The organism is Mucilaginibacter sp. (assembly GCF_041660805.1).
GTDB lineage: Bacteria > Bacteroidota > Bacteroidia > Sphingobacteriales > Sphingobacteriaceae > Mucilaginibacter.
Genome location: NZ_JBAZVP010000023.1, coordinates 37,681 through 50,773 on the forward strand (window position 1 = coordinate 37,681; position 13,093 = coordinate 50,773).

Genomic DNA, 13,093 nt, shown 5'->3' on the forward strand with positions numbered 1-13,093 from the left:
AAGCATTGGAAGATAGAAAGAAAAAGGTTAAGAGTATTTTAGTTACTCTGCCAAAACCTGAGAACGATAAAAATCCCTACGCTGAGCTGGCTAAAAAGCTTAATTTGAAAATTGACTTCAGGTCATTTATTCACGTGGAAGGCGTACCAGCAAAGGATTTCCGTAAGGAAAAGATCAATCTGGCCGACTTTACGGCAGTGATTTTTACCAGTCGTAATTCTGCAGATCATTTCTTTAGGATTTGCGAAGAGATGCGTTTTGAAGTACCGGTTGAAATGAAATATTTCTGCCTTTCAGAAACCATTGCTTTGTATCTGCAAAAATATATTCAGTATCGTAAAAGAAAGATATTTTTTGGCAAACAAACCGCTGCCGACCTGGCCGAGGTGCTGAAAAAACATAACAACGAAAAATTCCTTTACCCATGTTCTGACGTTGCTGCCGAAGAAACTCAAAAGTTTTTGCTGGATAACGGTTATGACTTTACTCCCGCAGTATTGTTTAGGACCGTTTGCAGTGACCTGAGTGACCTGGCAGAAGTATTTTATGATGTTATAGCATTCTTTAGCCCATCAAGTATACAATCACTATATCAAAACTTTCCTGATTTTAAACAAAATAATACCCGTATTGCGGCATTTGGAGCTACCACTCATAAAGCGGTTTTACAGGCAGGTTTAATACTGGATATCCCGGCACCAACCCCAGCTGCGCCATCAATGACAATGGCTATAGATCAGTATGTTAAGCAAGTTAATAAATAATTAGGCCGCACTTGCGCACTACCCTTGCAACTTTTATTTGAATTTTAACGTATAAAGTTCAAGTAAAGTTAATATATTTATCAATGAAGAAACTTTTTAAAGTTTTGCTTACTTTCTAATATATTGTATTTTCTCTATTTTTAACCAAAAATGCTTTTTTTCTATAAGGAAAAACATTTTTTGCTTTGAGGTGGACTAAAATTAATATATTCGGGGGTGCATTGTGTTATAAATATTAGGTTGATAACATATTTACTGATTTTGTATACGAAATGAAGAAAGTTTACTTTTTAATAATAGTTTTGGCTGGTGCTGCTTTATCGGGATGTGGTATTGGTGGCGGCGGTACTAAAGGCGAAGTAACGGGCGTAAAAGGCCATGGCTCATTCAGGGCCACGGTTCCTTTAAATATGGTTTATATTAAAGGCGGTACGTTTTTAATGGGCCAAACAGATCAGGATGTTACATTTGCTCAAACCTCTCAGGTTAAGCAGGTTACAGTTGCCCCGTTCTTTATGGACGAAACCGAAATTTCAAACACCAAGTACAAACAGTTTGTATTTTGGGTGCGTGATTCCATTGCTATCAGCAACTATCTTAACGATCAAAAATATTACATGCAGCCCAAAAAAGGCGCACCGAATGATCCTTCAGGTAAAAAATTTATTAACTGGAGCTATGTAGATAAGAACCCAGTTTTTAGCAGGAAAGGGAAAAATGCCGGTGCAAACGCTCAAAAACTGCAAGGGCTATATTACCAGGGTGATGACCGGGTTTTTGACCGTAACGAGATTGATGTGCGTTTGTTAAAATACAATTACGCGTTATTTACCTACCGCGATGCTTCAAACTATCGTAACGATAAAACTAAAAAACGTTCAGACTTTATATTGCGTGATACCGTAACCGTTTACCCTGATACTTTGGTTTGGTTAAATGATTTCTCATACGCGGCCAATGAGCCAATGGTTGAGGGCTATTTCTCTCACCCGGCATATCGTAATTATCCTGTTGTTGGTGTAAACTGGCGCCAGGCAAGGGCATTCACCGTTTGGCGCACCCGTTTAAGTGATGCTTACAAACATTCACGCGGGCAAGAGGGCAACCTGCCTTTTGCGTTACCTAATGATGCTGAATTTGAATATGCTGCACGTGGCGGCAGGGTAGGTACTGATTACCCATGGGGTGGCCCGTACATAAAAAATGCAAAAGGCTGCCTGCTGGCTAACTTTAAACCCGGTCGTGGTAACTATACTGACGATGGCGGTGCATATACGGTGAACGTAAAATCATATTTTCCAAACGATTTTGGTTTGTATAATATGGCAGGTAACGTAGCCGAGTGGACATCATCAGCTTATGACGAGTCTGCTTCAACATTCGTTCATGATTTATCTCCTACCTTTGATTATGAAGCTAAGGCCAGTGATCCTGAAGTGCTTAAGCGTAAAGTAGTACGCGGCGGTTCATGGAAAGATATTGGTTACTTCCTTCAGAATTCTACCCGTACCTTTGAATACCAGGACACATCAAAATCGTACATCGGTTTCCGTTGTGTAACGCACTATCTTGGTCGTGATATCAAGGACAAACGCTAATCAAACAAAAACTAATTATAAAATTATTATTTACTAAAATTTATGGCTGGGAAGAAAAAAGCTTACGGAATCGCTAATGTAGTGTCGTGGGGAGCTACCGTGGTTATTATAGGATTATTGTTTAAAATTCAACACTGGCCTTATGGCGGTACGTTTATTTCTATAGGTTTAATTGCAGAAGCCGGATTGTTTTTCATATTAGGATTTCAGAGGGAAGATAAAGACGTAGACTGGGTGCGTGTGTATCCTGAGCTGAATGAAGACTTTGCAGGCGAATTGCCAAAAACATCTGCCAGACAAGTTACTTCGGGCGATGGTTTTTCAAATACAGCCGCATTAGACAAAATGTTAGCTGACGCTAAAATTGGTCCGGAACTTATTGGCAGCCTTGGCGAAGGTTTAAGAACTTTTGGTGATAAGGTTAACGCTATATCAAAAGTTACTGACGCAGGCGAAGCAACTATCGCTTTTACAAACAAAGTAAAATCGGCAAGTGCAAGCTATGATAATTTAAGCGCTGCTTTTGATAAGGCATCAGTTAATTTAGCTGAAATGGCTAATACCAATATCGATTCAAAAGCATATCATGATCAGGTAACCAACCTGGCTAAAAACCTGTCGTCGTTAAACGCGGTTTATGAGTTGGAGTTACAGGATTCAAGTGCGCATTTAAAAGCGATGAACAGTTTTTATAAAAACTTATCATTAACCATGAACAACTTTAATGAATCATTAGATGATTCAAGGCAGTTTAAAGATGAAGTTGGCCGTTTAGCTAAAAACCTTGCATCGTTAAACGCTGTTTATGGCAACATGTTAACAGCAATGAACCAACCCCGGGGTTAATAAACAATATTTAATCAAACTGAATTAGAATAAATATACAGAATGGCCGGAGGTAAAGAAACCCCAAGACAGCGAATGATAGGTATACTATACCTGGTACTATTAGGCCTTATTGCCTTGAATGTACCTGATAGCTTGCTTGATTCGTTTAAAAATATTACAAGAAGTTTAGATGCATCGCGAACTAATGTAACTACCAGCTTAAAAACAACATACTCTGCTTTTGAAGCCACTAAGCTTAAAGAGCAGCCCGAAAAAGCAGGTAAGCTATTGGCACAAGCTAAAGAAGCAACTAAGGTGGCGGATGAACTTAACAATTATGTAGAGGAGCTGAAGCAGGAAATGATCAAAAAAGGAGGAGGCATAAACCCTGATATTGATGATGTTGACGCAAGGGAAAGCCTTGATATCTCATCAGAAGTAATGATCAATGGTAAAAAAGCCGATGTTTTAAAAGAAAAAATAGAAGCTACCAAGGCTAAATTATTACAGCTATTGGGTAAGGATGCACAGGGAGTGAATTTTTCATTGAATGCAACGGATCTTCCGCCACGCCCGGGTTATACAAAAAAGACATGGCAGGAAGCGTATTTTGGTGAAGGCATACCTTTGGGTGCAGCTTTAACCACCCTTGCCAAGATCCAGGCTGATACCAAGAACGCCGAGAATGAGGTGGTAAAAAGAATATTAGGTAAGGTTGATGTTGCACAGGTTACTTTAAATCAATTTAAAGCGGTTGCAGTTGCCCCAAGCAGTTATATACTTGCCGGGCAGCAATACAAGGCAGAGGTTTATTTAACAGCATATGACGCGCATTCAAATCCAAACATTTCAATTGGTGGTTCAAATATCCCAACTTCAAACGGTGTTGGTACATATACAGTAACTACAAGTGGCGAAGGTTTACGCACCTGGACAGGTACATTATCTGTAAAGCAGGTTGATGGGCCGCCAAAAACATACCCCATTAGCGGTAGTTACATGGTTGCTAAACCATCGGCAGTAGTATCGCCAGATAAAATGAATGTTTTGTATATTGGTGTACCAAACCCGCTTTCAGTATCGGCACCGGGTGTGCCAAAAGAAAGCTTAAAGGTTAGTATATCCGGTGGTTCAATAACAGGTTCTGCGGGGCATTATACCGCAAATGTAAGTTCTTTAGGTATAGCAAGAGTTACAGTATCTGGCGACAAAGGGATGGTTTTAGGAACATCAGAGTTTCGTGTAAAACGTATACCAGATCCTAAAGCACAGTTTGCCGGCAAAAGCGGCGGCAAAACCAGCGCGGCCAACATACGGGCACAAGACAGGATTTTTGCCAGACTGGAAAATTTTGAGTTTGATGCTAAGTTTAATGTTACAAGGTTTACGTTACTAATTGTAAAACCGCGCCAGGATGTTGTTACATATTCAACAACCGGCGGCGAATTATCATCGGCTATGCGTTCAGCAATGAATAGCGTAACCCCTGGTACAACTGTTGTATTTCAGGATATAATTGCTGTAGGCCCGGATGGCACACAGCGCGGACTTGACCCGATAGTATTATCGGCTAATTAAAATTATATGAAAACAAGACTTTTAATCATCGTACTTTGCCTGGCTTGCAGTGCTTCTTTTGCACAAAAGAAAAAAGCAACCACTAAAAAGCCGGTTAAAAAAACTACCGTTGCAAAGCCTAAGGCTGGTGGCGGTACTCCAAATACCGGTGCTCCAAGCACGGTTACTTCGGCAGGCACTACCGCACAGCAAACCACGCTTGATACGGGTAAAAAAGCCAAGCCTTTTGACAGGCCATTAGACGGTTATTATAAAAAGAACAACATTTTAAGTGCCAAGGTTACACCTTATGCCAATTTGCGCGAAGCCGATGTAAGCTTTGCTAAACGTGTATGGCGCGAAATTGACCTGCGCGAAAAGATGAACCAGTATTTGGCTTCGCCTAAACAAAGGCTTATTGATGTGTTGTTAGCGGCTATTGATGCCGGAGAATTAACCGCATATGACCCAACAGCATCAAAAGATGACCCTAATGGCGATTCCTTTTCTAAACCGATAGGCGCAGCACAGGCCCGCAGTAAAATGGCCGATAGCAGCGTGGTTGACAGGTTTGATAAAGACGGTAACAAAATAGGATCAGAGGTACGTGCAGGTGAATTTAACCCGGATAGTGTTATTAAATTCCGCATAAAAGAAGATTGGGTATTTGACAAACAACGTTCAATTTTTGAGCCACGCATTATAGGCATTGCACCGCTTGTTAAACCTAAAGCTGCCGGCCTTGACCTTGATTATCAGCCGGCCTTCTGGATCTATTTTCCTGAAGCACGCCCTATTTTAGCAACAAAAGAGGCAGTAAGCCGCAACAACGATGCAACAGGCTTAAGTTTTGATGATGTTTTTGTAAAGCGCTTATTCAGAAGCTATATTGTTAAGCAATCAAACGACAAAGATGAACGTATCCGCGATTATGCCCAGGGTATTGATAAACTGTACGAATCTGAAAAGGTGAATAAATCGCTTATGGAATACGAGTTTAACTTGTGGAAATACAGCGAATAATTTAAAATTAGCTCTTTCAAAATATAATAAAGCCCCATTTGCTTAGCAGGTGGGGTTTTTTGTTTTATATAGGAAAGCTGCCGCTCAACTCCATGTGTTCGGAAAATGTATTTACACCAAGACTCCTTCCTTGGGGAGGGTGCGGCTGCCTGTGAAGTGGCGGGTAGGGGTTATTACGCCAATGCCTATCTCATAAACCCCTCCCTGCACCCTCCCGTTGGGAGGGAATCGCACATTGCCACCGCTTTTTTGTCTTCCGAACATCACTCGGCTGGAGCCAAGCGACTGCGTGAGTTTTACTTTATGATGATGCCACGGTTCGGCTACTGCAAACCAGTTACATCGCTCACCGCTGGGTTAAAATATTGGGTAATTGCTTTTGCTTGTTTAAGATTTACAACTTCCTGTAATTCGGTTTCGGTAGCTTCGCGGATCTTTTTGACAGATTTGAAATATTTAAGCAGTTTTTCTGCGGTAGTTTTGCCAATTCCTTCTATCAGTTCCAGTTCTGTAGCTAAGGTGCCTTTATCGCGTTTTTTGCGGTGAAAGGTAATGCCAAAACGGTGCGCTTCGTCACGCAGTTGTTGGATCACTTTAAGGGTTTCTGACCGCTTATCTAAATACATCGGATACTGATCGCCGGGATAGTAGAGCTCTTCCAGGCGTTTGGCTATGCCAATAACGGTAACCTGTTTATCAATACCCAAGAGCTTTAAACTCTTCATGGCTGATGATAGCTGCCCCTTACCGCCATCAATAATAATAAGTTGGGGTAAGTCCGAACCTTCATCCAGCATACGCCTGTAGCGCCGGAAAACAGCTTCTTCCATTGTGGCAAAATCATCCGGGCCTACAACCGTTTTCACGTTAAAGTGCCGGTAATCTTTTTTAGAAGGCTTGCCATCCCTAAATACAACAATGGCCGATACCGGGTATTTACCCTGGAAGTTAGAGTTATCAAAACACTCAATGTGGCGCGGCAACTGGTTAAGGCGCAGATCTTTCATCATCAGCGTAAGCAAACGTTCGGTGCGTATCTCGGGGTTCAGCTTCTCGTATTGGTCTATCTTTTCTTTTTTAAAGAACATCACATTCTTTTGCGACAGATCAAGCAGTTTGCGCTTTTCGCCCAGTTTAGGCACGGTGAATTTTATTGATGAATCCTCCACATCAATGTTAAAGGGTACAATTATCTCTTTAGAGTGGCTGTCATACCTGGTCCTGAATTCGGTAATAGCGATGGTTAAAAGCTCCTCATCGGTCTCGTCAAGCCGCTTCTTTAGCTCAATGGTTTGCGTTTGGGTAATGGTGCCATTCATCACTTTCAGGAAATTAACAAAGGCGTATTTTTCTTCGGATGCAATGCTGAACACATCCACATCTGTAATAGAAGAATTTACAACGGTTGATTTGCTTTGGTAATTTTCCAGCAGGTCCTGTTTTCTTTTCAGGCGGTGCGCCTGCTCAAAATTCAGCTCGCTTACTGCTTTTTCCAGGTCGCTTTTAAGATTACGTACCACAGTGCCTATCTTGCCACTCAGTATATCCTTTATCTCATTAATGCTGTTATTATAGTCGGCCTCCGATTGGTAATCCTGGCAGGGGCCTTTGCAATTGCCTAACTGATATTCAAGGCATACTTTAAATTTACCCTTCTCTATGTTTTGCCGGGTTAGCTGCAAGTTGCAGGTACGCAGGGGATAGGTTTCCTTTATCAGCCCTAAAATAGTGTGCATCATACTTACAGAGGCATACGGGCCAAGATATTTTGAGCCATCTTTTATAATGCGGCGTGTCCAGTAAATACGGGGGTAGTTCTCGTTCTTGATGATGATCCATGGGTAGGTCTTATCATCCTTCAGCATCACATTATAGCGCGGCTGGTATTTTTTGATCATGCTGTTTTCCAGCAGCCAGGCATCTACCTCGGTATCAACTATAGTAAAGGTTATGTTGCGGATCTTTGATACCAACACCCTTGTTTTGGCATTGATCTGTATATCCTTATTAAAGTAAGAGCCAACACGGTTACGCAGGTCCTTAGCCTTACCAATATATATCAGTTCTTTCTCGCTATCCCAGTACTGGTATACCCCGGGTTTATGCGGAATATTTTTTAAAGCCTCCCTGTAATCAAATTTCTCCATACCCCTGGTCCCCTGAAGGGGAAACATTTTATTATTTATTCAACCTCCCATCTTAATTCCCCCTTTAGGGGGTTAGGGGGCTAAAAATCTAACTTTTTCTCTACCTCATTTGTCCCTTTTTGCTGCTGACTGTAGGCACCGCAATCCAAAGTAATGCTCACGCCTGATTTCGGCGGAACAAAGTCGACATTCTTTTTAATACCAAGGGACGTGTTGGCGTAAACACGTTTCATATAGCCCGCAAATATGGGTAGGGCTGTATTTGCACCTTCACCTAAACGGGTAGAGCGGAAGTGAATGTCCCGATCCTCGCAGCCGGTCCATATACCTGTAACCAATTGCGGTGTTATACCTATGAACCAGCCATCAGAGTTATCGTTTGTTGTACCTGTTTTGCCACCAATAGGGTTCATAATATGATAATCCCTGCGCAGGCGGTAGCCGGTACCTTCGTCAATTACACCTTTAAGCATATAGGTCATTACATAAGCGGTTTCCGGGTTAAGGGCCTGCACTACTTTTGGCGAGTTATTATATAATACGTTTCCGTTCTTATCCTCAATGCGTAACAGGTAAGTAGGTTCAGTCCATAAACCTTCATTGGCAAATGCCGAGTAAGCGCCGGTCATATCAAATACCGATGCATCAAATGTGCCCAGGCAGATAGACGGTACTTCGGGTACAGGGCTTGTTACACCCATTTTCTTGATAAGATCCATTACAGGTTTAGGCTTAACCTCGTTCATTACATAGGCCGTAACCCAGTTTTGTGAACGCGCCAATGCCGTACGGAGGGTAATTACACCCGGTACTGTTTCACTTGGTGATGAACGTGGCGACCATACCTGGTTGTCATAGCTTATGGTAATAGGCTCATTAGCTACTTGCATGCAGGGCGAAAATCCGTTCTCTACCGCTACCGCGTAAGTAAACGGTTTAGCGGTTGAACCCACCTGCCTTGTACCCATTTTTACCTGGTCATATTTAAAATGCTCAAAGTTAGTGCCGCCAACCCATGCTTTAATATAACCGGTTGTTGGATCCATGCTCATCAGGGCATTGCGCAGCATCATTTTGCAATATACTATGGAGTCGATAGGCCTCATTACCGTATCAATATCGCCATGCCAGGTAAACAGGTTCATTTTAACAGGTTTGTTAAAATCCTCCTTTATCTCCTCGTCAGACTTGCCTATTTGTTTCAGGTAAATGTAACGATCAGACCGGTGCATGCCTTTATCCAGCAGGCTTTTAAAAGTTGGTATGGTTTTCCAAAGACTAATACCTTTCCAGTGTGAATTAAACTGGCCTTGTAGTTTCTTCATATACTCCTGCTGCGCCTCTTCGGCGTATTGCTGCATGGTGGCATCAATTGTGGTATATATTTTCAGCCCGTCGCGGTCAAGGTCATAAGGGGTAACGCCATCCGGTTTTAATATGGCTTTATCAACCAGTAATTTTTGAACCTCTTTCTTTAATACAGCCCTGAAATAGGTTGCCATACCATCATTATGGTCTATAGGCCTAAAATGTAAGCCAAGTGGTTTTTGTTTGTATTCATCGGCCTGGCCGGCACTTAAAAAGCCTTCTTCATCCATCCGGCGCAAAACAAAGTTGCGGCGTCTTAAAGCGTTCTCGGGGTGGTTGATCGGGCTGTAAATGCCGGGGCCGTTTATCATCCCCACTAATAATGCGGCCTGGTCTGGTGTGAGCCTGTCTGGCGTGGTGTTAAAATAGGTACGTGATGCCGAACTGATGCCCCAAGTGTTATAAGCGCCAAAATCAACCGTATTAAAATAGAGTGTTAAAATTTCTTCTTTGGTGTAATTGCGTTCCAGTTTTACCGCTGTAATCCATTCCTGTAATTTTTGAATGATACGTTTGAACGGGTTGTGTGACCGTTCTGAAAATAAGTTAAGCGCCAATTGCTGGGTAATGGTACTGCCACCTTGCTTTTTACCTACCAGGTTGTACAACACTATACTGAATGTACGCTGGAAATCAATACCTGAGTGCTGGTAAAAGCGGGTATCCTCAGTAGCTATAAGGGCATTAACCACATTGGGCGATAGTTGCCTGTAGGTAACGCTGGTACGGTTTTTAACATAGTACTTGCCAATTACCTGCTTATCGCTTGATATTACCTCTGATGCCTGATCGCTTTTAGGGTTTTCCAATTCGCGGAAAGAGGGCAGCGGGCCAAAGATCTGGAAGGCAATGAGCAATATCATTATTATAAAAAAGGCAAAACCGGCAATAACAAGGCGCCATATGTACCAATTGTAGCGTTTAATATCGTATTTTGAAATTTTTGCGATCATGTGTTAGTAGTTTGCTTGATAGTAGTCAATATAACTATCCAATAATTTTTTGTCGGCTAATTTATCCAGATTTTCCTGTGTTATTATAAAAAAGCTGTATTTATCCTTTGGTGTTTTCATAATATCAGGCATCAGCGGAATAATTGCCCGGGCGTAGTCCTTTACATTCTCCAAACTGGTAAAGCGGCCAACATATATGAGCTGATTATCCGGCCCTGCATTTTTTAGCTGGTGGCTTATGTCTTTTCCCTGGTATTGAACCCTGTTGAACTGACCGATACCAAAACGTGACGAAGCCAGATTAGTTGTACCTGTGCTTACATTTATCACAAAATAGTAACGTGTGCTATCGCGCATATTGAAAATTTTGGATATTACTTTTGCAGGGGCGGGAGCAGGCTTAACCACTTCGGCCGCTGCCGGCTGCTTATCAGTTACTGCAGGTGTTAACGGTTGTGCTGTCAACGGCTGATTTGCAGGTTTTACAGGCGGAACCGGCTTTTTCTCCGGCGCGCGAACATCAGCCACAACCTGATGTGTACCGGTAAACGGAACACGGTATTCGGTTTGCTGTTTATCAACTATTGGCAGGGTAAATTCTACATCGCTGGCATTCTTATCAGTTAATACAATGGCACGTGCAGCCAGTTCGGCCAGGTTGGTGTTAATATACGTAAGGTGCTGGTTTACCAGCGGCGTTATTAGTTTATCATCGGGGTATTTGCTTACAATCTGCTCCAGATCGTTTTTAAACGGCGGCAGGTTTTCCTGGTGCCCTGCGGCAAATGCACGCAAATATAAAAGCTGTGTGGCAAACCGGTTGTTTGGGTATTGTTTCAGCAAATCATCGACCGCAGTAATAACCTGCTGATATTGCCTGGTAGCATATAGATCATACACCTTATTATACAGGCCGCTAAATTCTGTATCCTCATCATTCAACCGCTTGCTGTAATCGGGGTCAAGTATGATTTTAGCGAATGGTGTTTCGGGGTATTGTTTTAACAGCAGGTCTTTGTATCTATCAGATTGGGCAATATTACTCTCGCTATACAAACGGTACAGGTTATAATATAACGACGGTTTATTGGAGCTTTCAGGGAACCGGGTCAATATTAATTCATACGTGGCAATGGCTTCCTTTTTATCATCAAGCACATCCCGGTAAAAGTTGGCCATATCTAAATAAGCATTATATACCCGCAGGTTTGATTGTGCCAGCAAGGGAGGGGTAAGGGGCAGGTTTTGTACAATATCCTGCCGGTAACTACCTGCATCCACTTTAGCAGTGCTTCTTTGCATCGGATCCGCAACGGCATCCGGATCTGTATTTTGTGCCGTGTTTAAAGTATTGGTAGTAATATCACTGCTGGCACGGTTGCTTCTGCGCCAGTTATCTTCCAGTTTACGGTTACCCCATATCCGCTTAAAGCTTGTAAAGCCCTGGCTTATGGCAGTTGTATTATAAAAATAAAACTTACCACCGGTAGGCGTGCTTGCCTGCGGTGCGGCCGGGTCATTAAATAAAGGGTCATTCAATGCATTTGCAGTAGTTGTGGCAACGGCCTGCTGCTGCAAAGTATTGCGGTTAACCATTTCGTCAATCCGCTGGTTGCGGGTTGGTTCATCAAGTGCGGCCAGCATTTGCAGCGTATCCTCCCGACTGATGATCTGTAGCCTGTCTGCCAGTAACTGCAGGTTGTCTGCTTTCTTTTGTATAGTTACAAAACCAGGGTAATTAGGCGATAAGTTCATCAACGTGCTATCGTAATAGTTTTTAGCACTTGTATAGTCGGCTTTATTTTTAAAATAGATATCTGCCAGCCTTAAGTAGGACAAGCCTTTTTGATTTTGATTTTTTACACTACTGCCTGCCGATTGCTTGTAGCTTTTAATAGCATTGTCAATATCCTTATCGGCATATTGCAGCATCGCTATCTGGTAATAGATCTGATCAGTGAATTCTTTGTTGTTTGAATTTTTCAGCAATGACCTTAAACGGGCAATGCGACTTATTTTCACCCCGTTTTGATTATCCTCAACCCTTATACGATTTAAGTTAGCATTAAAGGCCATCTCAAACGAGGCGTTACTTTTTACTATTCGGCTGTAACTAAGAACGGCGTCCCCCGGTTTTTGGTTAAGCTCTTGTAACTGGCCCAGTATAAACGTCAAGCGAAGTTCCTGTATCTTGTTACTGCTATGTTCAATTGCCTGTTTGGCCATTTCCTCACCATCGGCATAATCTTGTGTATTAATATCATACTGTAGTTTGGTGGCATAAACATCTGCAGTAATTTTCTTTTTAGGGTTGAGGTTTTGCAGGGCACTGTCAAGAGAAGCTTTAGCCTCGTTCTGCTTTTTAAGGTATAGCAGCGAGCGGGCCTTCCAAACTAATGCTTCCTGCTTTAGTTCGGTATTATCACTAAATGACCTGGTAACATAGCTAAAGTATTCTACCGCGTCAAAATAGTTGCCCTGTAAAAAGTTAGCCTTGCCCAATACCAGGTAAGCATCACCTATATAATGGCTCTGTTCTTTTATGGCTATAATATTATTTGCTTTTTGTTTAACTAATTGCAGGTCCTTATCGGGTTCGGCGGTTTGGGCGGTAGTGTCGCGGTAAACGCTTAGTATCTCATTATAATCGTCAACATAACTTGCAGCATAGCTGGCCTGCTTTTCTTTCAATATTTCATTGGCATTAAACAGGATATTGTATTTGGCAGTGAGGTTTTGCAGGCCACGGTTAACCGCGCTCTTTTTTTCGAGAGAGCAGCCGGCAATAATAGTTACCAGTGCAAACAGAATAATTTGCTTTGATCGTAAAAAGGTAGAAATTCGCCTCAAAGGTT

General features: G+C 42.2%; 9 protein-coding genes. 5 read left to right on the forward strand and 4 right to left on the reverse strand.

Going from position 1 to position 13,093, the window contains the following annotated elements:
- Positions 1-5: 5 nt before the first annotated feature.
- The 5 genes from WC743_RS21115 (at position 6) to gldN (ending at position 5,770) form a co-directional block, all read left to right on the forward strand.
- Positions 6-764: a uroporphyrinogen-III synthase gene (locus WC743_RS21115; protein WP_373015301.1), complete on the forward strand. Its 759-nt coding sequence runs from the start codon at positions 6-8 to the stop codon at positions 762-764.
- A 272-nt stretch (positions 765-1,036) separates the two neighbouring features.
- Positions 1,037-2,362, forward strand: coding sequence for an SUMF1/EgtB/PvdO family nonheme iron enzyme (locus WC743_RS21120; RefSeq protein ID WP_373015303.1), 1,326 nt, complete (start codon positions 1,037-1,039; stop codon positions 2,360-2,362).
- A gap of 42 nt (positions 2,363-2,404) precedes the next feature.
- Positions 2,405-3,208 (forward strand): gliding motility protein GldL, encoded by an 804-nt coding sequence (gldL, locus tag WC743_RS21125; RefSeq protein WP_373015305.1) that lies wholly within the window; start codon positions 2,405-2,407, stop codon positions 3,206-3,208.
- 42 nt (positions 3,209-3,250) lie between these two features.
- A complete protein-coding gene (gldM, locus tag WC743_RS21130; protein ID WP_373015307.1) occupies positions 3,251-4,768 on the forward strand; it encodes a gliding motility protein GldM in 1,518 nt (505 codons plus the stop codon).
- Between the two features lie 6 nt (positions 4,769-4,774).
- Positions 4,775-5,770, forward strand: coding sequence for a gliding motility protein GldN (gldN, locus tag WC743_RS21135; RefSeq protein ID WP_373015309.1), 996 nt, complete (start codon positions 4,775-4,777; stop codon positions 5,768-5,770).
- A 111-nt stretch (positions 5,771-5,881) separates the two neighbouring features.
- On the opposite strand, the gene WC743_RS21140 is transcribed toward gldN, so the two are convergent.
- From WC743_RS21140 to WC743_RS21155, 4 genes are all read right to left on the reverse strand, one after another.
- Positions 5,882-6,034, reverse strand: a complete 153-nt coding sequence (locus tag WC743_RS21140) for a hypothetical protein (RefSeq protein ID WP_373015311.1) — start codon at positions 6,032-6,034, stop codon at positions 5,882-5,884.
- A gap of 59 nt (positions 6,035-6,093) precedes the next feature.
- On the reverse strand, positions 6,094-7,917 hold the full coding sequence (gene uvrC / locus WC743_RS21145) for an excinuclease ABC subunit UvrC (protein ID WP_373015370.1): 1,824 nt from the start codon (positions 7,915-7,917) through the stop codon (positions 6,094-6,096).
- Positions 7,918-7,997: 80 nt separating this feature from the next.
- Complete coding sequence (locus WC743_RS21150; RefSeq protein ID WP_373015313.1) at positions 7,998-10,238, reverse strand: transglycosylase domain-containing protein; 2,241 nt, start codon at positions 10,236-10,238, stop codon at positions 7,998-8,000.
- A 3-nt stretch (positions 10,239-10,241) separates the two neighbouring features.
- Positions 10,242-13,088, reverse strand: a complete 2,847-nt coding sequence (locus WC743_RS21155) for a tetratricopeptide repeat protein (RefSeq protein WP_373015315.1) — start codon at positions 13,086-13,088, stop codon at positions 10,242-10,244.
- Positions 13,089-13,093: the final 5 nt, after the last annotated feature.